This is a genomic window from Bradyrhizobium sp. 192 (assembly GCF_023100965.1).
Taxonomy (GTDB): domain Bacteria; phylum Pseudomonadota; class Alphaproteobacteria; order Rhizobiales; family Xanthobacteraceae; genus Bradyrhizobium; species Bradyrhizobium symbiodeficiens.
In genome coordinates this window covers 5,618,507-5,639,463 of record NZ_CP064690.1, presented here as the reverse complement: position 1 = coordinate 5,639,463, position 20,957 = coordinate 5,618,507, and the positions used below count along the sequence as shown (strand labels likewise).

Genomic DNA, 20,957 nt, shown 5'->3' with positions numbered 1-20,957 from the left:
GGACATGGTTCGTTCAGTCTGGAAAGGCCCGTTCGTCGAGGGTTCTCTGCTCAAGAAGGCAGATGCCGCCCGTGCGTCCGGCCGTCACGACGTCATCAAGATCTGGAGCCGTCGCTCGACGATCCTGCCGCAGTTCGTCGGCCTGACCTTCGGCGTCTACAACGGTCAGAAGCACGTTCCGGTGGCGGTCAACGAGGAAATGGTCGGGCACAAGTTCGGCGAGTTCTCGCCGACCCGGACCTTCCATGGCCACTCCGGCGACAAGAAAGCCAAGAAGGCTTGAGGATTAAACGATGAGCAAACCTAAGCGCGAACGGAGCCTCGCCGAGAACGAGGCCAAGGCGGTCGCCCGGATGCTGCGGGTGAGCCCGCAGAAGCTCAACCTGGTCGCCCAGCTCATTCGCGGCCGGAAGGCAGCTGCTGCGCTCGCCGATCTGCAGTTTTCGCGCAAGCGGATCGCGGTCGACGTGAAGAAGTGCCTGGAATCGGCTATCGCCAATGCCGAGAACAACCACGATCTCGACGTCGACGATCTCGTCGTGGCGCAGGCCTTCGTGGGCAACGGCCTCGTCATGAAGCGCTTCGCCGCCCGCGGCCGCGGCCGCTCGGGCCGTGTCTACAAACCATTTTCGCAGCTGACGATCATCGTTCGTCAGGTCGAAGCCGAAGCAGCCGCTTAAGGGCGCAGGAGAACACGATGGGTCAAAAGATCAATCCGATCGGTCTGCGTCTCGGCATCAACCGCACCTGGGATTCCCGCTGGTTCGCCGGCAAGCAGGAATACGGCAAGCTGCTGCACGAGGACGTCAAGATCCGTGAGATCCTGCACAAGGAGCTCAAGCAGGCGGCCGTCGCCCGCATCGTGATCGAGCGTCCGCACAAGAAGTGCCGCGTCACCATCCACTCGGCTCGTCCGGGCGTGGTGATCGGCAAGAAGGGCGCCGACATCGACAAGCTGCGCAAGAGGGTCGCGGACATCACCTCGTCCGACGTCGTCATCAACATCGTCGAAATCCGCAAGCCGGAGCTCGACGCGACGCTGGTGGCCGAGTCGATCGCGCAGCAGCTCGAGCGCCGCGTCGCGTTCCGCCGTGCCATGAAGCGCGCCGTTCAGTCGGCGATGCGTCTCGGCGCTGAAGGCATCCGCATCAACTGCTCGGGTCGTCTGGGCGGTGCGGAAATCGCGCGCATGGAGTGGTACCGCGAAGGTCGCGTGCCGCTGCACACGCTGCGCGCCGACATCGACTACGGCGTTGCGACCGCGTTCACGACCTTCGGCACCTGCGGCGTCAAGGTCTGGATCTTCAAGGGCGAGATCCTCGAGCACGATCCGATGGCCCAGGACAAGAGAATGGCCGAAGGCGAGAGCAGCGGCGGTGGTGATCGCGGTGGCCGTGGGCGCCGCGACAACGCTGCGGCCTGACGCCAGCACAGAGAATTTGAGGGCTCAAAGCCATGATGCAACCTAAGAAGACGAAGTTCCGGAAAGCGCATAAGGGCCGTATCCACGGCGTTGCGTCTTCGGGTGCGACGTTGGCCTTCGGCCAGTTCGGCCTGAAGGCGACCGAGCCTGAGCGCGTCACCGCGCGCCAGATCGAAGCCGCCCGCCGCGCGCTCACCCGTCACATGAAGCGTGCCGGCCGCGTCTGGATCCGCGTATTCCCGGACGTTCCGGTGTCGAAGAAGCCGGCCGAAGTCCGCATGGGCTCCGGCAAGGGTTCGCCGGAATTGTGGGTCGCGCGCGTCAAGCCGGGCCGAGTGTTGTTCGAGATCGACGGCGTCAACACCCAGACGGCGCGCGAAGCGCTGACCCTGGCGGCCGCCAAGCTGCCGATCAAGACGCGCTTCGTCGAGCGCATTGCGGAGTAATGGCCATGGCCCAGATGAAGATCGAAGACATCCGCGCGATGAGCCCCGACCAGCAGGATGACGCCGTCCTGAACCTGAAGAAGGAACGCTTCAACCTGCGCTTCCAGCGCGCCACCGGGCAGCTCGAGAACACCTCGCGCCTGCGCGAGGCTCGCCGTGATATCGCCCGTATCAAGACCGTCGCCGCGCAGAAGCGCGCGAAAGAGAAGTAAGGGGCTTACGAAGATGCCGAAACGTACTTTGCAAGGCGTGGTCGTCAGCGACAAGACTGCCAAGACCGTCGTGGTGCGCGTCGATCGCCGCTTCACGCATCCGATCTACAAGAAGACGATCCGCCGTTCGAAGAACTACCACGCGCACGACGAGGACAACCAGTTCAAGCCGGGCGACATGGTGTGGATCGAGGAATCGAAGCCGATTTCGAAGTTGAAGCGCTGGGTCGTGATCCGGGGCGAACACAAGAAAAGCGCCTGATCTGTTGGCTTTAGCCGACTGACTTCAGGGAAATGTTGAGCGCCGGCTGGGCTGGCGCAAGAGAGAAGAGGACGAGGTGCATCAATGATTCAGATGCAGACCAACCTCGACGTGGCCGACAATTCTGGCGCACGCCGTGTCATGTGTATCAAGGTGCTCGGAGGCTCCAAGCGCCGCTACGCCACGATCGGCGACATCATTGTCGTCTCGATCAAGGAAGCGATTCCGCGTGGCAAGGTGAAGAAGGGCGACGTGATGAAGGCCGTCGTGGTGCGCGTCCGCAAGGACATCCGCCGCGCCGACGGTTCGGTCATCCGTTTCGACCGCAACGCCGCCGTTCTGATCAACAACCAGTCCGAGCCGGTCGGCACCCGTATCTTCGGGCCCGTGCCGCGCGAGCTGCGTGCGAAGAACCACATGAAGATCATCTCGCTCGCGCCGGAGGTGCTGTGATGGCTGCGAAGATCCGCAAGGGCGACAAGGTCGTCGTGCTGACCGGTCGCGACAAGGGCCGCACCGGCGAGGTGTTCGAGGTTCGCCCCGACGCCGGCACGGCGCTGGTGCGCGGCATCAACATGGTCAAGCGTCACCAGAAGCAGACGCAGGCCCAGGAGGGCGGCATCATCTCCAAGGAGTCGCCGATCCAACTGTCCAACATCGCGTATGTCGGCAAGGACGGAAAGCCGACCCGCGTCGGATTCAAGATTCTGGCGGACGGCAAGAAGGTCCGCATCGCCAAGAGCTCGGGAGCTGAGATCGATGGCTGAGGCCACTTATACCCCGCGCCTGCGCGCGGAATACGATGCGAAGATCCGCACGGAAATGACCGAGAAGTTCGGTTATGAGAACGTGATGCAGGTTCCGCGCCTGGACAAGGTCGTGCTGAACATGGGCGTCGGCGATTCCGTCAACGACCGCAAGAAGGCCGAGACCGCCGCCAGCGAGCTGACCCAGATCGCAGGCCAGAAGGCCATCGTGACCTACTCGCGTATCGCGATCGCGACCTTCAAGCTGCGTGAAAACCAGCCGATCGGCTGCAAGGTCACGCTGCGCAAGGCCCGCATGTACGAGTTCATTGATCGCCTGGTGACGGTCGCGCTGCCGCGCGTCCGCGACTTCCGCGGCCTGAACCCGAAGAGCTTCGACGGCCGCGGCAATTATTCGCTCGGCATCAAGGAGCACATCATTTTCCCCGAGATCGACTTCGACAAGGTCACGGAAGCCCGCGGTATGGACATCACTGTCTGCACCACGGCCAAGACCGACGACGAGGCGAGGGCCTTGTTGACCGCTTTCAATTTCCCGTTCCGGCAGTGAGACGCTGACCTAAAGCCTCTCAAACGCGGATACCCAGGAGCCAAGCATGGCAAAGAAGAGTTCAATCGAGAAGAACAACCGGCGCAAGCGGATGACGAAGAACGCCGCCCCGAAGCGCGAGCGTTTGAAGGCGATCATCGCCGACAAGACGCTGCCGATGGAGGAGCGGTTCGCCGCGACCCTGAAGCTTGCGGAAATGCCGCGCAACTCGTCGGCGACCCGCATCCGTCTGCGTTGCGAGCTGTCGGGCCGTTCGCGTTCGAACTACCGCAAGACCAAACTGTCCCGCATCGCGATGCGCGAACTTGGCTCCAAGGGCATGGTCCCGGGCCTCGTGAAGTCCAGCTGGTAAGGAGGGTCGTTTAGATGTCTACGCACGATCCAATCAGCGATCTGATCACCCGCATCCGCAACGCGCAGATGCGCTCCAAGTCCAAGGTCTCGACGCCTGGCTCGAGGATGCGCGAGAACGTGCTCGAGGTCCTCAAGAGCGAGGGCTACATCCGCGGTTACGCCACGCTCGAGCATTCCTCGGGCCGCAGCGAGATCGAGATCGAGCTGAAGTATTTCGACGGCGAGCCCGTCATCCGCGAGATCGAACGTGTTTCCAAGCCCGGGCGTCGCGTTTACGCCTCGGTGAAGAACCTGCCGCGGGTCAACAATGGGCTCGGCATTTCGGTGTTGTCGACGCCGAAGGGGATCATGGCCGACCACAGCGCGCGCGAAGCGAATGTGGGCGGTGAAGTCCTCTTCACGGTGTTCTGAGAAGGATTTTTGATCCATGTCACGTGTTGGCAAAAGGCCTGTGCCGGTTCCGTCGGGTGTTACCGCGACCGTCGATGGGCAGACCGTCAAGATGAAGGGCCCGAAGGGCCAGCTTCAGTTCGTCGTTCATGACGACGTCGAGGTGAAGCTCGAGGACGGCCAGGTGAAGGTGAACCCGCGGGTCGAGACCAATCGCGCGCGCGCGCTGTACGGCACCGCTCGCGCCCAGGTCGCGAATCTGGTCGAAGGCGTCACCAAGGGCTTCGAGAAGAAGCTCGAGATCACCGGCGTCGGTTACCGCGCCGCGATGCAGGGCAAGAACCTGCAGCTCGCGCTCGGCTACAGCCACGACGTGGTCTATACGATCCCGGAGGGGATCACGATCACGGTGCCGAAGCCGACCGAGATCACGGTGACCGGCAGCGACATCCAGCGCGTCGGCCAGGTCGCCGCCGAGATTCGCTCCTATCGTCCGCCGGAGCCCTACAAGGGCAAGGGCGTGAAGTATGTTGGCGAATTCATCTTCCGCAAGGAAGGCAAGAAGAAGTAACGGAGCCGGTCATGTCGAAAGCCAAGGTTACGAATGCCCGGCGCAAGCGCAGTGTACGGCTGAAGCTGCGCCGCTCCGGTGGCGGCCGTCCGCGCCTGTCGGTGTTCCGCTCGTCCAAGCACATCTACGCCCAGGTCATCGACGACCTGAAGGGCGAGACGCTGGCCTCTGCCTCATCGCTCGAGAAGTCGATGCGCGACGGCGGCAAGACCGGCGCTGACATCGATGCGGCGAAGGCGGTCGGCAAGCTGCTGGCCGAGCGCGCCGCCGAGAAGGGCGTCAAGGAAGTCGTGTTCGATCGCGGCAGCTACCTCTATCACGGGCGCGTCAAGGCTCTGGCCGATGCAGCGCGTGAGAGCGGGCTGAGCTTCTAACAGAATTTGAGGATTGGGGCGCAAGCCTCTGAAGGATTGGAAAAATGGCAGAACGCGAACAACGTGGTGGACGCGATCAACGCGGCGGCGGCGGACGTGAACGCAGGGAGCGCGAGGAGCGCGACAGCGAGTTCGTCGACAAGCTCGTCCACATCAACCGCGTTGCCAAGGTCGTCAAGGGTGGCAAGCGCTTCGGTTTCGCAGCGCTGGTCGTGATCGGCGACCAGAAGGGCCGCGCCGGCTTCGGTCACGGCAAGGCGCGCGAAGTGCCGGAAGCGATCCGCAAGGCCACCGAGTCCGCCAAGCGCAACCTGACCCGCGTGTCGCTGCGCGAGGGCCGTACGCTGCATCACGACATCGCCGGCCGTCATGGCGCTGGCCGTGTCTACCTGCGCGCGGCTCCCGCCGGTACCGGCATCATCGCCGGCGGCCCGATGCGCGCCGTGTTCGAGACGCTCGGCGTCCAGGACGTGGTAGCCAAGTCGATCGGCTCGTCGAACCCCTACAACATGGTTCGCGCGACCTTCGACGCGCTGAAGCATCAGGATTCGCCGCGTTCGGTCGCAGCCCGCCGCAACATCAAGGTGTCCACTCTGCAGTCGCGCCGGATCGGTGGCGATGCCGAGGCGGCTGCCGACTAACGGAAGCTCTGGAGTAGATTCTCATGGCCAAGGACGCAGCTAAGTCCAGCAAGACGATCAAGCTCGAGCAGACCGGCAGCGCGATCCGCCGCCATCACTCGCAGCGTTCGACGCTGATCGGGCTCAAGCTCAACAAGATCGGTCGCACCAGCGAACTGCAGGACACCCCGGCAGTCCGTGGCATGATCGAGAAGGTTCATCATCTCGTTCGCATCGTCGACGAGAAGTAAATAAGGAGAAGGGCGATGAAGCTCAGCGATATCGCCGACAACGCCGGCTCGCGCAAGAAGCGTATGCGCGTCGGGCGTGGCATTGGTTCGGGCAAGGGTAAGCAGTCCGGCCGCGGCGGCAAGGGCCAGACCGCGCGTTCGGGCGTGCGCATCAAGGGTTTCGAAGGCGGCCAGATGCCGTTGCATCGCCGTCTGCCCAAGCGCGGCTTCAACAACATCTTCCGCGTCGAGTTCGCCGAGATCAATCTCGACCGGCTCCAGGAAGCGGTCGATGCCAAGAAGATCGACGCCGGCAGCGTCGTGACCATCGAGTCCCTGGTGAAGGGTGGCGTTCTGCGCCGGCCCAAGGGTGGCCTGCGGCTGCTCGGCCGCGGCGAGCTCAAGTCCAAGCTCAACATCGAAGTCCACGGCGCCACCAAGACCGCGATCGCCGCGGTCGAGAAGGCCGGCGGCTCGGTGAAGATCCTCGCCCCTGCCAAGGAAGAAGGCGAGGCGGCGTAACAACTGCGTCATTGGCCCGCGGCTCGCGGGCCTTTACGCACGAAGGACGTGGACTTATCGAAGCCGAGCCCCAGATAATGTCCGGTGTCCGGTATAATGTAGCCCGGCCGCGGGCATGACGGCGCAATAGGCGGCGGGAGAAAGTCCAAGATGGCCTCTGCAGCGGAACAACTGGCAGCCAATCTCAATTTCGGTGCGTTCGCCAAGGCTGACGAACTGAAGAAGCGCATCTGGTTCACCCTGGGTGCGTTGCTCGTTTATCGGCTCGGGACCTACATCCCGCTCCCCGGCATCGACCCCAATATCTGGGAGCAGGTGTTCCGCTCCCAGGCGGGCGGCATCCTCGGCATGTTCAACATGTTCGCCGGCGGCGGCATCCACCGCATGGCGATCTTCGCGCTGAACATCATGCCGTATATCTCGGCCTCGATCATCATCCAGCTCCTCACCACCGTCTCGCCGCAACTCGAGGCGCTGAAGAAGGAAGGCGAGTCCGGCCGCAAGCTGCTGAACCAGTACACCCGCTATCTCACCGTGATCCTGGCCGCGTTCCAGTCCTACGGAATCGCGGTGGGCCTCGAGGGCGCCGGCAACGTCGTCAGCGACCCCGGCCTGTTCTTCCGTCTGTCCACTGCGATCACGCTGACCGGCGGCACCATGTTCCTGATGTGGCTGGGCGAGCAGATCACCTCGCGCGGCATCGGCAACGGCATCTCGCTGATCATTCTGTCCGGCATCGTCGCCGAGCTGCCCGCCGCGCTCGCCAACATGCTCGAGCTCGGTCGTCAGGGCGCGATGTCGACCGGCCTGATCCTGGTCGTCATCATCATGGCGGTCGCCGTGATCGCCTTCATCGTGTTCATGGAGCGCGCGCAGCGCCGCCTCCTGATCCAGTATCCGAAGCGCCAGGTCGGCAACAAGATGTTCGAGGGCCAGTCCTCGCATCTGCCGCTCAAGCTCAATACCTCCGGCGTGATCCCGCCGATCTTCGCGTCCTCGCTGCTCTTGCTGCCGACCACGGTGGCGAACTTCAACGCGGGAAGCGGGCCGGAATGGTTCCAGTGGATCACCACCCAGCTCGGCCACGGCCGTCCGCTGTTCCTGATCATGTATCTGGCGCTGATCGTGTTCTTCGCCTTCTTCTACACCGCGATCGTGTTCAACCCGACCGAGACCGCGGACAATCTGAAGAAGCACGGCGGCTTCATTCCGGGCATCCGTCCCGGCGAACGCACCGCGGAATATATCGACTACGTGCTGTCGCGCATCACCGTGCTCGGTGCGGTCTATCTGGCGATCGTCTGCTTGATCCCGGAAATCCTGATCTCCTATGCTTCGGTGCCGTTCTACTTCGGCGGCACCTCGCTGCTGATCGTGGTCAGCGTCACCATGGACACGGTGGCGCAGGTGCAGGGCTATCTGCTGGCGCATCAGTATGAAGGCCTGATCCGCAAGTCGAAGCTGCGCGGGCGCCGCCGCTAGAGGCCTATCGAGGCGGCGCGTCTGCGCCGCCGATTCGCCGCGCACCGACGGTGCGCGGCTTGCGCCAAGCGCAGCACGGACCTTCGATCGCATTGGCAGAGCACCCCGCACTGCGACGCAATCACTGATTTCAAAGCCCTTCTTGGCGTCTGCCCGTCCGCTCCCCTATGATATGGGTAGCGGTGCAGCGCCGATTATGGTTTGCACTGTTCTTGGACTTCAAACACGGGTGCGCGACGTATCGCTCACCAATCCGGGGGGCATACGCGATGAGAATTATACTTCTTGGACCGCCGGGGTCGGGCAAGGGGACCCAGGCGCAGCTGCTGGTCGAGCGCTATGGCATCGTCCAGCTCTCGACCGGCGAGATGCTGCGTGCGGCCGTGGCGGCCGGAACGCCGGTCGGGCTGAAGGCCAAGGAGATCATGGCCAGCGGTGCTCTCGTGCCCGACGAGGTCGTGGTCGGAATCATCTCCGATCGGATCGACCAGCCGGACGCCCGCAACGGCTTCATCCTCGACGGTTTCCCGCGCACCGTGCCGCAGGCGGAGGCGCTGGACGATCTGCTCAAGCACAAGCACCTCAAGCTCGACGCCGTGATCGAGCTCCGCGTCAACGAGAGCGCGCTGCTGCACCGTGTCGAGACTCGCGTCGCCCAGATGCGTGAGCGCGGGGAGGAGGTCCGACTCGACGACACCCCGGAGGTCCTGACCAAGCGGTTAGCCAACTACCGCAACCAGACGGAACCGCTGATTCACTACTATTCCGAGCGGCGCAAGCTCTCGACCATCGACGGTATGATGGCCATCGACGAGGTCACCCGCGCCATCCATCGCCAGCTCCTGGCGCTGGGGGCAGTCGAGGCCAGGACCAACGCCAAAAGCGCAGCCAAGGCTGGACCGGCCAAGAAGGCCAAGGCCAGCAAGAAGGCTGGGAAAGCAGCCAAAACGACCAAAAGGCCCGCCAAATCGGCTAAAAAGGCCGCCAAGGCGGCGGTGAGGGGCCCCAAGAAGGCGGCCAAGAAGGCCGCCGGGAAGACCGTCAAGAAAGCCGCGAAAAGGGCGTCCCCAAAGACCGCCAGGAAGGCTGTCAAAAAGGGTGCCAAGAAGGCCGCAAAAAAGGTCACGAAAAGGCGAGCCAAACGCTAGCAGCGGTTGACGAAAGCCCCTGGAATCCCCTAATAAGCCCCGCATCCAAGTCGGATAGTTTCAAACGATGCCGGGCCCCAGGAAGACCGGGGGTGGGCGTCGTGTTCGCGTTTGTGAACACCTGCCCGAGAAACCAAGCACTTAAAGACCGGTTCCTGACGAGGGATCGGTAACAGGAGAGAAGGCCGTGGCCCGTATTGCCGGCGTGAACATCCCGACCAACAAGCGCGTGCTGATCGCGCTCCAGTACATCCATGGCATCGGCCAGAAGATCGCTGGCGAGATTCTCGAAAAGGTGAAGATCCCCGAGGATCGTCGCGTCAATCAGCTGAGCGATGCCGAAGTGCTCCAGATCCGCGAAGTGATCGACCGCGACTATCTCGTCGAGGGCGACCTGCGTCGTGAGGTCGGCATCAACATCAAGCGTCTGATGGACCTCGGCTGCTATCGCGGCCTGCGTCATCGTCGCGGCCTGCCGGTGCGCGGCCAGCGTACCCACACCAATGCGCGCACGCGCAAGGGTCCGGCCAAGGCCATCGCCGGCAAGAAGAAGTAAACTCGCGAATAGGGAATGGCGAATGGCGAGTAGGGAGATCCCTATTCGCCATTCGCTACTCACCATTCGCTTCCACAGGTGTAGCCGCTGGCACTACGGCGGCGTTTGAGATCTTCAGGAGAGGTACTCTATGGGCAAGGAAGCCACCCGCGTTCGTCGTCGTGAGCGCAAGAACATCGCCTCCGGCGTCGCGCACGTGAACTCGTCGTTCAACAACACGACCATCACCATCACCGACGCGCAGGGCAACACGATTGCCTGGTCTTCCGCCGGCACGATGGGCTTCAAGGGCTCGCGCAAGTCCACCCCGTACGCCGCGCAGGTTGCCGCCGAAGACGTGTCCAAGAAGGCGCAGGAACACGGCATGCGCACGCTGGAAGTCGAAGTCGCAGGTCCCGGTTCAGGCCGCGAATCGGCGCTCCGCGCGCTTCAGGCCGCAGGCTTCACCGTCACCTCGATCCGTGACGTGACCACGATCCCGCACAACGGTTGCCGTCCCCGCAAGCGTCGGCGCGTTTGATACGAAATTGCGGGCGCATCGGCGCCCGCGATTGTTTTTTGCAAAGCCGCGGAAATGATCTGCGGCCTTTCTCCAACGCCGGTATCTGCAATCGCAGTATGACTGGCCTGTATGGGTGAAACAGTGACGATCCAGAAAAATTGGCAAGAACTGATTCGACCGAACAAGCTCCAGGTGCAGCCCGGCAGCGATCCCTCGCGTTTCGCGACCATCGTCGCCGAGCCGCTCGAGCGCGGCTTCGGCCAGACGCTCGGCAACGCGCTGCGCCGCATCCTGCTCTCCTCGCTCCAGGGCGCAGCGGTGCAGTCGGTGCACATCGACGGCGTGCTGCACGAGTTCTCCTCGATCGCGGGCGTTCGTGAGGACGTCACCGATATCGTGCTCAACATCAAGGACATCTCGATCAAGATGCAGGGCGAAGGCCCCAAGCGCATGGTCGTGAAGAAGTCCGGCCCGGGCGTCGTCACCGCCGGCGACATCCAGACCGTCGGCGACGTCGTCGTGCTCAACCCGGACCTGCAGATCTGCACCCTCGACGAGGGCGCCGAGATCCGCATGGAGTTCACGGTCGCCACCGGCAAGGGCTACGTGCCCGCCGAGCGCAACCGTCCCGAGGATGCGCCGATCGGCCTGATCCCGGTCGACAGCCTGTACTCGCCGGTCCGCAAGGTCTCCTACAAGGTCGAGAACACCCGTGAGGGCCAGATCCTCGACTACGACAAGTTGACCATGACGATCGAGACCAACGGCGCGCTGACGCCGGATGATTCGGTGGCCTATGCCGCTCGCATCCTCCAGGATCAGCTCAACGTGTTCGTCAACTTCGAAGAGCCGCGCAAGGAAGTCGCCCAGGAGATCATCCCGGACCTCGCCTTCAACCCGGCCTTCCTCAAGAAGGTGGACGAGCTCGAGCTGTCGGTGCGCTCGGCCAACTGCTTGAAGAACGACAACATCGTCTACATCGGCGACCTCGTCCAGAAGAGCGAAGCCGAAATGCTCCGCACCCCGAACTTCGGCCGCAAGTCGCTGAACGAGATCAAGGAAGTGCTGGCCCAGATGGGTCTGCATCTCGGCATGGAAGTGCCGGGCTGGCCGCCGGAGAACATCGACGAGCTCGCCAAGCGCTTCGAGGATCACTACTGAGCGAATGGCGAGTAGGGGGTGGCGAATAGACGACTATTCGCCATTCGTTACTCATCACTCGCGTACTACGGGCGAACGCAGGCAGCCCACCTGAGCAACATGTCCGACGAACCGTCGCGGCAGTTTTTACGTAAGGAATAGTCACATGCGTCACGGCAAGGTTCATCGGAAGCTCAATCGCACGGCCGAGCATCGCCGCGCGATGTTCGCCAACATGTGCGCTGCGCTGATCAAGCACGAGCAGATCGTCACCACGCTGCCGAAGGCGAAGGAATTGCGTCCGATCGTCGAGAAGCTCGTCACCCTCGGCAAGAAGGGCGGGCTGGCGATGCGCCGCCAGGCGATCTCCGAGATGCGCGACAAGGACCAGGTCAGGAAGCTGTTCGACGTGCTGGCGGCTCGCTACAAGGACCGTCAGGGCGGCTACACCCGCATCATCAAGGCCGGCTTCCGCTACGGCGACAACGCCCCGATGGCCGTGATCGAGTTCGTCGATCGCGACGTCGACGCCAAGGGCCAGGATTCCGGTCCGGTGCAGGAAAAGGAAGCCGAGGCGGCGTAAGCCGATCGGTATTGAGTTTTCGAAGAGCGGCGCCTCCGGGCGCCGCTTTTTTTATTGCGCTGCCATTGTCTTCTGACCATGGCCCATCGCCCTGAAAGCCACCTCGATTCGGTGGCCGGCCTGAGCGCGTGGAGCGATCAGCAAATCAAACGTGCGATTGCGCAAGGCATCAGATGCGACGGGTACAAGGTCATGCCAGCATCCCGCGTCGACAGGGTGGGCACGCTACGCCTTGCCGACCCTGTACCCACTGCTGTTGCGGCGGCCGATCCTCACGCGTCGGTGAGGGACGATTGAAGCTGCTTTCGCAGCGCATGATATCTCGGTGAACATCAAAGGAGCCCACGCATGAACATCGACCTTTCCGGAAAGACCGCCCTCGTGACTGGCTCGACTGCCGGCATCGGTCACGCCATCGCCAAAGGCCTCGCCGGCTCGGGCGCCAGTGTCGTGATCAACGGCCGGGGCCAGGACAAGGTCGATGCCGCGGTGCGCAAGCTGGAAGGGACGGGCGCGAAGGTGCGCGGAATCGCTGCCAACGTCTCGACTGCCGCAGGCTGCAAGGCGCTGGTTGCGGCGCTGCCTGAGGTCGACATCCTCATCAACAACGCCGGCATCTTCGAGCCCAAGGATTTCTTCGACATCCCGGACGAGGATTGGAGCCGTTTCTTCGAGGTCAACGTCATGAGCGGCGTGCGGCTGTCGCGCGCTTACCTGAAGGGCATGCTCAAGCGCAATTGGGGCCGCATCGTCTTCATTTCATCTGAGTCGGGGCTGAACATTCCCGTCGAGATGATCCACTACGGCATGAGCAAAACAGCCCAGCTCTCGGTCGCGCGCGGCTTGGCACAGCTTACCCGCGGCACGGGTGTTACCGTCAATTCCGTGCTGCCGGGCCCGACGATGTCGGAGGGCGTCGAGACCTTCGTGAAGGATCTCGCCAAGCAGAACGGGCAGTCGGTCGATGAGGCCGCCGCCAATTTCGTCAAGCAGCATCGCCCGAGTTCGCTGTTGCAACGCTTCGCCAGCGTCGACGAGATCGCCAACATGGTGGTCTATGTCGCCTCGAAGCAGGCGTCCGCGACCAACGGTGCGGCGCTGCGGGCCGAGGGCGGCATCGTCAATACCATCGCCTGAGGCGGCGCTGCGGCGGCTGCTGGTTGTCGAAGCGTTGTTCCAGTCTGGCTGGTTTGCGGGCCCGTGGGTTCCGTTCGGCGCGCAGTCGGCTAAGATCAGCTCTCATGCTCTGGCCCCTGTCGACCCGCCATAAACGCCTCTTCAAGCTGACGTCCGCGCGATGGCAGCGGCAGGCGATCTTCCTGCTCGGCGGGATCTGTGTCGGTGCCATAGCGGTGGCGCTGGCACAGCTCGCCGATCTCGCCCAGCATGCCTTCGGGCTGCTGCTCGCGAAGTCCCGCTATGCCGTGCTGGCGGTGACGCCGCTCGGCTTCGTGCTCTCGGCCTATCTGACCATTCGTCTGTTTCCGAACGCGCAGGGCAGCGGAATTCCGCAAGCCATCGCCGCACGGCATCTGACCGATCAGCGCGCGCGAGAGAGCCTGGTCTCGATGCGGATCGCGATCGGAAAGGTGATCCTCACTCTGTTCGGTCTGTTGTGCGGCGGCTCCGTTGGCCGGGAAGGTCCGACAGTGCAGGTGGGTGCGTCCATCATGTTCGCACTCGGCCGCGTCTCACCGCGCCGCCAGCCCGGATTGATTCTGGCCGGAGCCGCTGCAGGCGTTGCCGCAGCGTTCAACACGCCGCTCGCTGGCATCGTCTTCGGCATCGAGGAGATGAGCCGCGCTTTCGAGACCCGCACGTCCAGCCTCATCATTGCGGCCGTGATCGCGGCTGGCCTGACCTCGCTGGCGCTGGCGGGCAATTACGCCTATTTCGGCAGCAGCGCGACGTCGCTGGCGCGTGGCCTGGACTGGCTGGCCGTTCCGCTCTGTGGTGTGGCCGGCGGTCTGGCGGGCGGCCTGTTCAGCCGCATCGTCATCACGATGGCGCGGGGGGGCAAGAATTCGCTCGGACGCGCGATCAAGGGGCATCCACTCTGGTTTGCATTCGCATGTGGACTGGCCGTCGCGATCTGCGGCCTGGTATCCGGCGATACGATCTATGGCACCGGCTATGACCAGGTGAAGACGGCGCTGGAGCACGGCTCGCCGCTGCCGCAGGATTTCGGCGTGCTCAAGCTGCTGGCGACGACCTTTGCCGCGATCAGCGGCATACCCGGCGGTATTTTCGCGCCGTCGCTTGCCGTCGGTGCCGGCATCGGCAGCAACATCGCCTCGTTCTTCCACGATGCGCCGCTCGGCGCGATCATGCTGCTCGGCATGGTCTCGTACTTCGCCGGCGTGGTTCAGGCGCCGATCACGGCGTTCGTGATCGTGACCGAGATGACGGACAATCACGGCATGGTCGTGCCATTGATGGCGGCCGCGCTGATCGCGCACGTGACCTCGCGAATGATCTGCGAGGAGGGCATCTATCACGCGCTGGCAAAAGGCTTTGTCGAACGTGCGACGCATCCGCAGGATGCGAAGGCGCCGCCCGCTTCGAACTGACGCCTACCACCCCTCCAGCACGATCTTGCCGCGCGACTTGCCGCTCTCCAAGAGCGCATGCGCGCGCTTGAGGTTGGCCGCGTTGATCGTGCCGAAAGTCTGGTCGAGCGTGGTGCGCAACACGCCCTTGTCGATGAGGTCGGCGACGTCGTTCAGCAGATGATGCTGCGCGATCATGTCCGCCGTCTGGAACGAGGAGCGCGTGAACATCGATTCCCAGTGGACCGAGATCGCCTTGCCCTTGAACGTGCTCATGTTGAACTCCGGGGGATCGTCGATCAGGCCGAACCGGCCCTGCGGCGCCATCAACTCGGCGATCGCCTTGTAGTGCTGGTCGGTGAAGGTGAGGCTCGCCACCAGCGCGACCGGCGGCAGCTTCAATTTTTCGATCTGCTCCTTCATCGGCTTGCCATGATCGATCACCGCATGCGCGCCGAGATCGAGACACCATTTCTGCGATTCCGGCCGCGTCGCGGTCGCGACCACCGTGAGACCGGTGAGGCGGCGGGCGAGCTGGATCAGGATCGAGCCGACGCCGCCGGCGCCGCCCGTGATCAGCAGCGTGCGCGGATCGACGCTCTTGCCGGGCACCGCGCCGAGCCGATCGAACAGCAATTCCCAGGCGGTGATGGAGGTGAGGGGAAGGGCAGCTGCCTGGGCAAACGAGAGCGACTTCGGCTTGAGGCCTGTGATGCGTTCGTCGACCAGGTGGAATTCGGCATTGGTGCCTTGGCGCAGGATCGAGCCTGCGTAGAACACTTCATCGCCCGGCTTGAACAGCGTGACCTCGGGTCCGACGGCATCGACAACGCCAGCCGCGTCGTAGCCCAGGATCTTGGTCTCGCCCTCGGGCGGCGCTGCGCGCTTGCGCACCTTGTAATCGACCGGATTGGCCGAAATCGCCTTCACGGCGACGCGAATGTCGCGTCCCTTGGGCTCGGGTTTTGCGGTCTCGAAATCGATCAGCGAATCCGCGTCCTCGATCGGAAGCGATTTCTTGTAGCCGACGGCTTTCATGGCTTGTCTCCATCAGATGGCGCGCAGCTTGGCATGAGCCCGCTTGGCCTGCTAACTGTCGCGCTAGCTCCGATTTGGCAAGTACTGTAAATTCGGGGATATAGTCCCTGTTTGGATACTATTGGAAAAACACGCATGAAACGGCGCGATTTTGCCCGGCGCCCGGGCTGCTCGGTCGAGGCGACGCTGGATCTGATCGACGGCAAATGGAAGGGCGTGATCCTCTATCACCTGCAGAGCGGCACCCAGCGCTTCGGCGAACTGCGCCGCCGGATGCCCGGCATCACCCAGCGCATGCTGACAAAACAGCTTCGCGCGCTGGAGGAGGACAAGCTCGTCATCCGCAAGGTCTATGCGGAGGTGCCGCCGCGCGTGGAGTACTGTCTCTCCGAGTTGGGTGAGAGCCTCAAGCCGGTGATCGACATCCTGAAAGCCTGGGGCGAGAGCCACCAGCAGCGGCTGTCCTGCGCGCCGCCGCCGGTGGTGGTGAGGAAGCCGAAGCGCGCGGCGTAGTTCCAGCATGGTCCCGGGCTCGCGCTGCGCGCGCCCGGGATGATAGGAGATGTTAGAACGCGAACTGCGTGCGCATCGCGACCGCGTCGAACTTCGAGCCGACATCGGCGGTCGAGACCGGCGAAGCCTGCCGCGACACCGTGCCGTGCAGATAGTCGAGCATGAAGCGGACGTTGCCGTTGACGTACCAGTTCAGCGCCGCCGTGTAGACGGTCTGCCGCCCGCCGGCGATCCCGGTCGCCGTTCCCAGCTGGTTGTTGAGGTCGATCGTCGAGAAGCGCCCCGCGATTTCCCAGGCGCCCCAACCGCCGCCGTCGAGCGAGAACGGATGCGCCGGCTTGACGCCGTTGTAGGCCGCGTTCGCCGCATTGTAGCTCCGGCCTTCGCCCGTCAGCACGTAGCCGGCCTGCGCATAACCGCCCTGGAATTTCAGGCTGGGTGCGCCGATCGGCGCGAGGCCCGTGTTGGCAGTGCGATCGATATTGTACCAGAAGTACTCGCCCTGGAGGATCAGCGGTCCGTAGGTCGCGGCGGCTTCGACGCTGTAGACCTGCGCGCCCGAGGCATTGGCGATCGCGCCGGTCGAGATCAGCGTGGTCGGGTCGAGACGCAATTCCGGCCGGTCGCTGAGCGTGACCGTCTGCGTGTTGGCGATCAGGTTGCGCGGCGGCTGGATCAGCCATTGCGCATCGGTGCCGATATGCACCGAATAGTCCTTTCCGCTGATCGGGTTGCCGGCAATACGCGCCACGGCGCCATATTGCTCGCTCGTGCCCGCCGGCGCCGCGCTCGAAGCCGAGTGGACCGCGCCGGTCGACGGCCCCGTGACATAGCCGCCGATCCAGAGTTGGTCGTTGTACCAGCGCGTACCGGCCGCGGAGCGGAAATCGCCGGCGGCGATATTGGTCGCGACGATGCCGGCCGAGGCGCGCTCCATGAACATGATGTCGTTGGAGCTGGTGGCTTCATCGAGCGTGTAGGGCAGGTCCATGATGCCGGCTTCGACCGCCATCTTGCCGCCGAACGGCTTCAGGCCGGTGTAGCTGATGTAGGCGTTCTCGACGCCGGAGACGCCGCCGCCCGGCAGCGAGCCCGGCGCCGCGCCGCCAAAGCCGTCGGACGTGCCGCCGAAATCGTAGATCAGCGCGAAATTCCAGTCGTTGAAGAACTTGCCGGCAACGCCTATGCGCGCGCGGCGGACGTTCTGTCCGCTGTCGAGCTTTTGCGGTACGGTGGCCGCCGTGTTGGGTCGATAGTCATAGCCGCCGACGTCGTAGTGCAGGCGGCCGGTGATCGCGACGCAGTTTGCTTGATCGGCGGTGCAGATGGTCGGCCGGTTGTTCGGCATGGTCACGACGACGCCGGACGCGGGTGCCGGTCCCTTGAGCGGGATGGCCGCGTTGGCGTTGGCGACGACCGCCTTCGCCTCCGAGCGCGCTTCGGCCTTTGCTTCCACTCTGGCCTTCGCGGTGGCAGCCGTGTTCGCCGCGGTCTGGCTCTGGAGCTTGTCGAGCTTTTGCTCCAGCATCCTCAACTGCTGCTTCAGCAGTGCGATCTCCTGCTCGCTGCTGTTTGCCGATTGAGCCTGGGCCTGCGAGGCCGCCAGCGCGCCGGCGAGACCAATCGCCGTGGCTGCAATTCTTGTCCTGCTCACGTCACGCCTCCATCGTTTGACGAACTTCCCCAAGTCGCAACGGGAGAGCCTAGGTGCGATCGATGACTGCCCCGCGACGCTGCGCTCCGGTTGTTTGGTTCCCACTGGTGCAAATTCGTCGCAACCGAATCCACCATCAGGTAGAATGCTGGATGATGCGCTTCATGCCAATCTGTCGCGACAGGAGGATTGCGAATTCGCACGGAGGCTTGCAGGCCGGACACGCCGGGTATGGGCCGAATATTGCCGCCGGGCGCTCTTCTATTGGCCGGCGAACGCGCCTATATTCCGGCGTCTTTTCCGAGAGGTAGGAATGTTTCGATCGATCCGGACTGCCGTCGTGACGGCATTGTGCGTAGGCTTTTCGGCCCACTTCAACCCGGCTGCGGCGCAGGACCGTCGGGTCCCGTCGTCGCCGGCTGAACTGCGGCTGTCCTATGCGCCGATCGTGCAGCGGGTGCAGCCGGCCGTGGTCAACGTCTATGCCGCCAAGGTGGTGCAGAACCGCAACCCGCTGCTGGACGATCCGATCTTCCGCCGATTCTTCGGCGTGCCGGGCCAGCAGCAGGAGCAGGTGCAGCGTTCGCTCGGCTCGGGCGTGATCGTCGACGCGTCCGGTCTCGTCGTCACCAACGTCCATGTCATCGAAGGCGCCGACCAGGTGAAGGTATCGCTGTCGGACAAGCGCGAGTTCGAGGCCGAGATCGTGCTGAAAGATTCCCGCAGCGATCTTGCGGTCCTGCGTCTGAAGGACACCAAGGAGAAGTTTCCTGCGCTCGAGTTCACCAATTCGGATGAGCTGCTGGTCGGTGACGTCGTGCTGGCGATCGGCAATCCCTTCGGCGTCGGCCAGACCGTGACCCACGGCATCATATCGGCGCTAGCCCGCACGCAGGTTGGCATCACCGACTACCAGTTCTTCATCCAGACCGATGCGGCCATCAATCCCGGCAATTCCGGCGGTGCGCTGGTCGACATGAACGGACGGCTCGCCGGCATCAACACCGCGATCTATTCGCGCTCCGGCGGCTCGCAAGGCATCGGCTTTGCGATTCCATCCAACATGGTGCGTGTCGTCGTCGCCTCCGCCAAGAGCGGCGGCAAGGCGGTGAAGCGTCCCTGGCTCGGGGCAAAATTGCAGGCGGTGACGCCCGAGATCGCCGAGAGTCTCGGCCTGCGCTCGCCGACCGGCGCGCTGGTCGCGAGCGTGGTGTCGAACGGCCCCGCGGCGAAAGCCGGCCTGAAATCCTCCGATCTCATCACCGGGATCGACGGCCAGACCGTGGATGATCCCAACGCCTTCGATTATCGCTTCGCCACCCGTCCGCTCGGCGGCACCGCGCAGATCGACGTGCAGCGCGGCGGCAAACCGCTCAAGCTGACGATCGCGCTGGAGACCGCGCCCGATGTGGGCCGCAACGAACTGGTCGTCACCGCGCGATCGCCGTTCCAGGGCGCCAAGGTCTCGACCATCACGCCCGCGGTCGCCGACGAGCTGCATCTGGACGCCGACACCGAAGGCGTCGTGATCACCGATCTCGGCGGCGACAGCGCAGCCGCGAATGTCGGCTTCCAGAAGGGCGACATCATCCTGGCCGTCAACAACCAGAAGATCGGCAAGACCGGCGACCTCGAAAAGGCCGCCGGCGAGCGCCCGCGGATCTGGCGCATCACGCTGGTGCGCGGCGGCCAGCAGATCAACGTCACGCTGGGCGGATGAGTCCGAAGCGACCACAAACGCCAACTCTCTTTGCCGCGGCGGGGCTCGACCACGAGGCTCCGCATCCGCTGCCGGACCGGCTGCGGCCGCGCACGCTGTCGGAGGTCGTCGGCCAGGACCACATCCTCGGTCCCGACGGCGCGCTGACGCGCATGCTGGAGACGCGCACGCTGGGGTCACTGGTGTTCTGGGGGCCGCCTGGCACCGGCAAGACCACGGTGGCGCGGCTGCTGGCGGACGCCACCGACCTGCATTTCGAGCAGATCTCCGCAGTGTTCTCCGGCGTCGCCGATCTGAAGAAGGCGTTCGACGCCGCGCGCGCCCGCCGCGAGATGGGCAAGGGCACGCTGCTGTTCGTCGACGAGGTGCATCGCTTCAACCGCGCCCAGCAGGATTCGTTTCTGCCCGTGATGGAGGACGGCACGGTGGTGATGGTCGGCGCCACCACCGAGAACCCGTCCTTCGAGCTCAACGCGGCGCTTCTGTCGCGTGCGCGCGTCTTGGTGTTTCGCTCGCTCGACGCGGCCGCGATCGAAAAACTGTTCGCGCATGCCGAGGCGGTCGAGGGCAAGAAGCTGCCGCTCGATGCGGAGGCGCGCGCGGTGCTGGTGCGCATGGCCGATGGCGACGGAAGGGCGTCGCTGACGCTTGCCGAAGAGGTCTGGCGCTCGGCGCGGGCGGACGAGATTTTCAATGCCGCGCAGTTGCAGGAGATTTTGCAGCGCCGGGCGCCGATCTACGACAAATCGGCCGATGGCCATTACAACCTGATCTCGGCCCTGCATAAATCCGTGCGCGGCTCCGATCCCGATGCTGCGCTGTATTACCTCGCGCGCATGCTGGATGCCGGCGAGGACCCGTTGTTCCTGGCCCGCCGCGTCGTGCGCATGGCGGTGGAGGACATCGGGCTTGCCGATCCGCAAGGACTCGTCATCGCCAATGCGGCCAAGGACGCTTTCGACTTCCTCGGCCATCCCGAGGGCGAACTCGCCATCGCGCAAGCGGTCGTCTATCTCGCCACTGCACCGAAATCGAACGCGGTCTACACCGCCTTCAAGGCCGCGATGCAGATGGCCAAGCACGCTGGCTCGCTGCTGCCGCCCAAGCACATCCTCAATTCCCCGACCAAGCTGATGAAGTCCGAAGGCTACGGCGCCGCGTACGAATACGACCACGACACCCCTGACGCCTTCTCCGGCCAGGACTATTTTCCCGAAGCCCTGGGCCGCCAGACCTTCTACGACCCGCCCGAGCGCGGTTTCGAGCGCGAAATCCGCAAGCGGCTGGATTACTGGGCCAAGCTGCGGAAGGAACGGGGCGGCGGAGGCTAAAATTGCCGTTTCGTCGTGAC

At 64.0% G+C, this 20,957-nt stretch carries 29 protein-coding genes; 27 read left to right on the top strand and 2 right to left on the bottom strand.

Annotation, left to right across the window (positions count from 1 at the left end; translation table 11 throughout):
* Positions 1 to 4 precede the first annotated feature (4 nt).
* The 24 genes from rpsS (at position 5) to IVB24_RS26210 (ending at position 14,702) form a co-directional block, all read left to right on the top strand.
* The gene (rpsS, locus tag IVB24_RS26325; protein ID WP_008136357.1) at positions 5 to 283 is read left to right on the top strand and encodes a 30S ribosomal protein S19; all 279 of its coding nucleotides are present in this window, start codon (positions 5 to 7) and stop codon (positions 281 to 283) included.
* 10 nt (positions 284 to 293) lie between these two features.
* Positions 294 to 680, top strand: coding sequence for a 50S ribosomal protein L22 (rplV, locus tag IVB24_RS26320; protein ID WP_008136353.1), 387 nt, complete (start codon positions 294 to 296; stop codon positions 678 to 680).
* 17 nt (positions 681 to 697) lie between these two features.
* Positions 698 to 1,423 (top strand): 30S ribosomal protein S3, encoded by a 726-nt coding sequence (rpsC, locus tag IVB24_RS26315; RefSeq protein WP_008136351.1) that lies wholly within the window; start codon positions 698 to 700, stop codon positions 1,421 to 1,423.
* A 32-nt stretch (positions 1,424 to 1,455) separates the two neighbouring features.
* Positions 1,456 to 1,869 carry a 50S ribosomal protein L16 gene (rplP, locus tag IVB24_RS26310; protein ID WP_008136349.1) on the top strand — a complete coding sequence of 138 codons (414 nt, stop codon included), beginning with the start codon at positions 1,456 to 1,458 and terminating at the stop codon, positions 1,867 to 1,869.
* Positions 1,870 to 1,874: 5 nt separating this feature from the next.
* Positions 1,875 to 2,081 carry a 50S ribosomal protein L29 gene (rpmC, locus tag IVB24_RS26305; protein WP_094895733.1) on the top strand — a complete coding sequence of 69 codons (207 nt, stop codon included), beginning with the start codon at positions 1,875 to 1,877 and terminating at the stop codon, positions 2,079 to 2,081.
* 13 nt (positions 2,082 to 2,094) lie between these two features.
* Positions 2,095 to 2,343, top strand: a complete 249-nt coding sequence (gene rpsQ, locus IVB24_RS26300; RefSeq protein WP_008136346.1) for a 30S ribosomal protein S17 — start codon at positions 2,095 to 2,097, stop codon at positions 2,341 to 2,343.
* Between the two features lie 84 nt (positions 2,344 to 2,427).
* Positions 2,428 to 2,796 carry a 50S ribosomal protein L14 gene (rplN, locus tag IVB24_RS26295; RefSeq protein ID WP_007603030.1) on the top strand — a complete coding sequence of 123 codons (369 nt, stop codon included), beginning with the start codon at positions 2,428 to 2,430 and terminating at the stop codon, positions 2,794 to 2,796.
* Positions 2,796 to 3,110, top strand: coding sequence for a 50S ribosomal protein L24 (gene rplX / locus IVB24_RS26290; protein WP_007603031.1), 315 nt, complete (start codon positions 2,796 to 2,798; stop codon positions 3,108 to 3,110). The genes rplN and rplX overlap by 1 nt, the downstream gene beginning before the upstream one ends.
* Positions 3,103 to 3,660, top strand: a complete 558-nt coding sequence (gene rplE / locus IVB24_RS26285; protein ID WP_247769550.1) for a 50S ribosomal protein L5 — start codon at positions 3,103 to 3,105, stop codon at positions 3,658 to 3,660. Before rplX ends, rplE begins: the two co-directional genes overlap by 8 nt.
* Positions 3,661 to 3,706: 46 nt before the next feature.
* Positions 3,707 to 4,012 carry a 30S ribosomal protein S14 gene (rpsN, locus tag IVB24_RS26280; protein WP_094895381.1) on the top strand — a complete coding sequence of 102 codons (306 nt, stop codon included), beginning with the start codon at positions 3,707 to 3,709 and terminating at the stop codon, positions 4,010 to 4,012.
* Between the two features lie 14 nt (positions 4,013 to 4,026).
* On the top strand, positions 4,027 to 4,425 hold the full coding sequence (rpsH, locus tag IVB24_RS26275; protein ID WP_094895380.1) for a 30S ribosomal protein S8: 399 nt from the start codon (positions 4,027 to 4,029) through the stop codon (positions 4,423 to 4,425).
* Between the two features lie 16 nt (positions 4,426 to 4,441).
* Positions 4,442 to 4,975 carry a 50S ribosomal protein L6 gene (gene rplF, locus IVB24_RS26270; protein WP_094971998.1) on the top strand — a complete coding sequence of 178 codons (534 nt, stop codon included), beginning with the start codon at positions 4,442 to 4,444 and terminating at the stop codon, positions 4,973 to 4,975.
* Between the two features lie 11 nt (positions 4,976 to 4,986).
* A complete protein-coding gene (gene rplR, locus IVB24_RS26265; RefSeq protein ID WP_007603036.1) occupies positions 4,987 to 5,349 on the top strand; it encodes a 50S ribosomal protein L18 in 363 nt (120 codons plus the stop codon).
* 44 nt (positions 5,350 to 5,393) lie between these two features.
* The gene (rpsE, locus tag IVB24_RS26260; RefSeq protein ID WP_018322271.1) at positions 5,394 to 5,990 is read left to right on the top strand and encodes a 30S ribosomal protein S5; all 597 of its coding nucleotides are present in this window, start codon (positions 5,394 to 5,396) and stop codon (positions 5,988 to 5,990) included.
* A gap of 23 nt (positions 5,991 to 6,013) precedes the next feature.
* Complete coding sequence (gene rpmD / locus IVB24_RS26255; RefSeq protein WP_094895379.1) at positions 6,014 to 6,220, top strand: 50S ribosomal protein L30; 207 nt, start codon at positions 6,014 to 6,016, stop codon at positions 6,218 to 6,220.
* A 15-nt stretch (positions 6,221 to 6,235) separates the two neighbouring features.
* Positions 6,236 to 6,721 (top strand): 50S ribosomal protein L15, encoded by a 486-nt coding sequence (gene rplO, locus IVB24_RS26250; protein ID WP_094971997.1) that lies wholly within the window; start codon positions 6,236 to 6,238, stop codon positions 6,719 to 6,721.
* A gap of 150 nt (positions 6,722 to 6,871) precedes the next feature.
* Positions 6,872 to 8,203: a preprotein translocase subunit SecY gene (gene secY, locus IVB24_RS26245; protein WP_094971996.1), complete on the top strand. Its 1,332-nt coding sequence runs from the start codon at positions 6,872 to 6,874 to the stop codon at positions 8,201 to 8,203.
* Between the two features lie 269 nt (positions 8,204 to 8,472).
* Entirely contained in the window at positions 8,473 to 9,351 is an 879-nt protein-coding gene (locus tag IVB24_RS26240) for an adenylate kinase (RefSeq protein ID WP_247769549.1), read from the top strand.
* Positions 9,352 to 9,538: 187 nt separating this feature from the next.
* On the top strand, positions 9,539 to 9,907 hold the full coding sequence (gene rpsM, locus IVB24_RS26235; protein WP_014494511.1) for a 30S ribosomal protein S13: 369 nt from the start codon (positions 9,539 to 9,541) through the stop codon (positions 9,905 to 9,907).
* A 130-nt stretch (positions 9,908 to 10,037) separates the two neighbouring features.
* Positions 10,038 to 10,427 carry a 30S ribosomal protein S11 gene (gene rpsK, locus IVB24_RS26230; RefSeq protein WP_007603045.1) on the top strand — a complete coding sequence of 130 codons (390 nt, stop codon included), beginning with the start codon at positions 10,038 to 10,040 and terminating at the stop codon, positions 10,425 to 10,427.
* A gap of 111 nt (positions 10,428 to 10,538) precedes the next feature.
* Positions 10,539 to 11,570 carry a DNA-directed RNA polymerase subunit alpha gene (locus IVB24_RS26225; protein WP_094895375.1) on the top strand — a complete coding sequence of 344 codons (1,032 nt, stop codon included), beginning with the start codon at positions 10,539 to 10,541 and terminating at the stop codon, positions 11,568 to 11,570.
* Positions 11,571 to 11,715: 145 nt separating this feature from the next.
* Positions 11,716 to 12,132, top strand: coding sequence for a 50S ribosomal protein L17 (gene rplQ, locus IVB24_RS26220; protein WP_094971994.1), 417 nt, complete (start codon positions 11,716 to 11,718; stop codon positions 12,130 to 12,132).
* A gap of 348 nt (positions 12,133 to 12,480) precedes the next feature.
* Positions 12,481 to 13,269 (top strand): SDR family oxidoreductase, encoded by a 789-nt coding sequence (locus IVB24_RS26215; protein ID WP_247769548.1) that lies wholly within the window; start codon positions 12,481 to 12,483, stop codon positions 13,267 to 13,269.
* Between the two features lie 104 nt (positions 13,270 to 13,373).
* Positions 13,374 to 14,702, top strand: a complete 1,329-nt coding sequence (locus IVB24_RS26210) for a chloride channel protein (RefSeq protein WP_247769547.1) — start codon at positions 13,374 to 13,376, stop codon at positions 14,700 to 14,702.
* Positions 14,703 to 14,705: 3 nt separating this feature from the next.
* Here the strand turns inward: IVB24_RS26210 and IVB24_RS26205 are convergent, their stop codons facing one another.
* Positions 14,706 to 15,719: a zinc-binding alcohol dehydrogenase family protein gene (locus IVB24_RS26205; RefSeq protein ID WP_166475393.1), complete on the bottom strand. Its 1,014-nt coding sequence runs from the start codon at positions 15,717 to 15,719 to the stop codon at positions 14,706 to 14,708.
* A 135-nt stretch (positions 15,720 to 15,854) separates the two neighbouring features.
* Between IVB24_RS26205 and IVB24_RS26200 the strand changes: the two genes are divergently transcribed.
* Positions 15,855 to 16,232: a helix-turn-helix domain-containing protein gene (locus IVB24_RS26200; protein WP_063195085.1), complete on the top strand. Its 378-nt coding sequence runs from the start codon at positions 15,855 to 15,857 to the stop codon at positions 16,230 to 16,232.
* Positions 16,233 to 16,284: 52 nt separating this feature from the next.
* Here the strand turns inward: IVB24_RS26200 and IVB24_RS26195 are convergent, their stop codons facing one another.
* Entirely contained in the window at positions 16,285 to 17,886 is a 1,602-nt protein-coding gene (locus IVB24_RS26195) for an OprO/OprP family phosphate-selective porin (protein WP_247769546.1), read from the bottom strand.
* A gap of 313 nt (positions 17,887 to 18,199) precedes the next feature.
* Between IVB24_RS26195 and IVB24_RS26190 the strand changes: the two genes are divergently transcribed.
* Positions 18,200 to 19,606 (top strand): DegQ family serine endoprotease, encoded by a 1,407-nt coding sequence (locus IVB24_RS26190; RefSeq protein ID WP_162406587.1) that lies wholly within the window; start codon positions 18,200 to 18,202, stop codon positions 19,604 to 19,606.
* Entirely contained in the window at positions 19,603 to 20,937 is a 1,335-nt protein-coding gene (locus IVB24_RS26185; RefSeq protein ID WP_247769545.1) for a replication-associated recombination protein A, read from the top strand. Before IVB24_RS26190 ends, IVB24_RS26185 begins: the two co-directional genes overlap by 4 nt.
* Positions 20,938 to 20,957: the final 20 nt, after the last annotated feature.

Excerpts from the sequence above, each read along its gene's own strand:
- rpmC (WP_094895733.1), top strand. The coding sequence starts at position 1,875 with ATGGCCCAGATGAAGATCGAAGACATCCGCGCGATGAGCCCCGACCAG.
- IVB24_RS26215 (WP_247769548.1), top strand. The coding sequence starts at position 12,481 with ATGAACATCGACCTTTCCGGAAAGACCGCCCTCGTGACTGGCTCGACT.
- rpsH (WP_094895380.1), top strand. The coding sequence starts at position 4,027 with ATGTCTACGCACGATCCAATCAGCGATCTGATCACCCGCATCCGCAAC.
- rplX (WP_007603031.1), top strand. The coding sequence starts at position 2,796 with ATGGCTGCGAAGATCCGCAAGGGCGACAAGGTCGTCGTGCTGACCGGT.
- IVB24_RS26210 (WP_247769547.1), top strand. The coding sequence starts at position 13,374 with ATGCTCTGGCCCCTGTCGACCCGCCATAAACGCCTCTTCAAGCTGACG.
- rpsS (WP_008136357.1), top strand. The coding sequence starts at position 5 with ATGGTTCGTTCAGTCTGGAAAGGCCCGTTCGTCGAGGGTTCTCTGCTC.
- IVB24_RS26185 (WP_247769545.1), top strand. The coding sequence starts at position 19,603 with ATGAGTCCGAAGCGACCACAAACGCCAACTCTCTTTGCCGCGGCGGGG.
- rpsC (WP_008136351.1), top strand. The coding sequence starts at position 698 with ATGGGTCAAAAGATCAATCCGATCGGTCTGCGTCTCGGCATCAACCGC.
- rpsN (WP_094895381.1), top strand. The coding sequence starts at position 3,707 with ATGGCAAAGAAGAGTTCAATCGAGAAGAACAACCGGCGCAAGCGGATG.
- IVB24_RS26225 (WP_094895375.1), top strand. The coding sequence starts at position 10,539 with ATGGGTGAAACAGTGACGATCCAGAAAAATTGGCAAGAACTGATTCGA.
- rpsQ (WP_008136346.1), top strand. The coding sequence starts at position 2,095 with ATGCCGAAACGTACTTTGCAAGGCGTGGTCGTCAGCGACAAGACTGCC.
- rplV (WP_008136353.1), top strand. The coding sequence starts at position 294 with ATGAGCAAACCTAAGCGCGAACGGAGCCTCGCCGAGAACGAGGCCAAG.
- rpsK (WP_007603045.1), top strand. The coding sequence starts at position 10,038 with ATGGGCAAGGAAGCCACCCGCGTTCGTCGTCGTGAGCGCAAGAACATC.
- rplP (WP_008136349.1), top strand. The coding sequence starts at position 1,456 with ATGATGCAACCTAAGAAGACGAAGTTCCGGAAAGCGCATAAGGGCCGT.
- secY (WP_094971996.1), top strand. The coding sequence starts at position 6,872 with ATGGCCTCTGCAGCGGAACAACTGGCAGCCAATCTCAATTTCGGTGCG.
- rplO (WP_094971997.1), top strand. The coding sequence starts at position 6,236 with ATGAAGCTCAGCGATATCGCCGACAACGCCGGCTCGCGCAAGAAGCGT.
- rpmD (WP_094895379.1), top strand. The coding sequence starts at position 6,014 with ATGGCCAAGGACGCAGCTAAGTCCAGCAAGACGATCAAGCTCGAGCAG.
- rplR (WP_007603036.1), top strand. The coding sequence starts at position 4,987 with ATGTCGAAAGCCAAGGTTACGAATGCCCGGCGCAAGCGCAGTGTACGG.
- IVB24_RS26190 (WP_162406587.1), top strand. The coding sequence starts at position 18,200 with ATGTTTCGATCGATCCGGACTGCCGTCGTGACGGCATTGTGCGTAGGC.
- rplE (WP_247769550.1), top strand. The coding sequence starts at position 3,103 with ATGGCTGAGGCCACTTATACCCCGCGCCTGCGCGCGGAATACGATGCG.
- IVB24_RS26200 (WP_063195085.1), top strand. The coding sequence starts at position 15,855 with ATGAAACGGCGCGATTTTGCCCGGCGCCCGGGCTGCTCGGTCGAGGCG.
- rpsE (WP_018322271.1), top strand. The coding sequence starts at position 5,394 with ATGGCAGAACGCGAACAACGTGGTGGACGCGATCAACGCGGCGGCGGC.
- rplQ (WP_094971994.1), top strand. The coding sequence starts at position 11,716 with ATGCGTCACGGCAAGGTTCATCGGAAGCTCAATCGCACGGCCGAGCAT.
- rplN (WP_007603030.1), top strand. The coding sequence starts at position 2,428 with ATGATTCAGATGCAGACCAACCTCGACGTGGCCGACAATTCTGGCGCA.
- IVB24_RS26205 (WP_166475393.1), bottom strand. The coding sequence starts at position 15,719 with ATGAAAGCCGTCGGCTACAAGAAATCGCTTCCGATCGAGGACGCGGAT.
- IVB24_RS26240 (WP_247769549.1), top strand. The coding sequence starts at position 8,473 with ATGAGAATTATACTTCTTGGACCGCCGGGGTCGGGCAAGGGGACCCAG.
- rplF (WP_094971998.1), top strand. The coding sequence starts at position 4,442 with ATGTCACGTGTTGGCAAAAGGCCTGTGCCGGTTCCGTCGGGTGTTACC.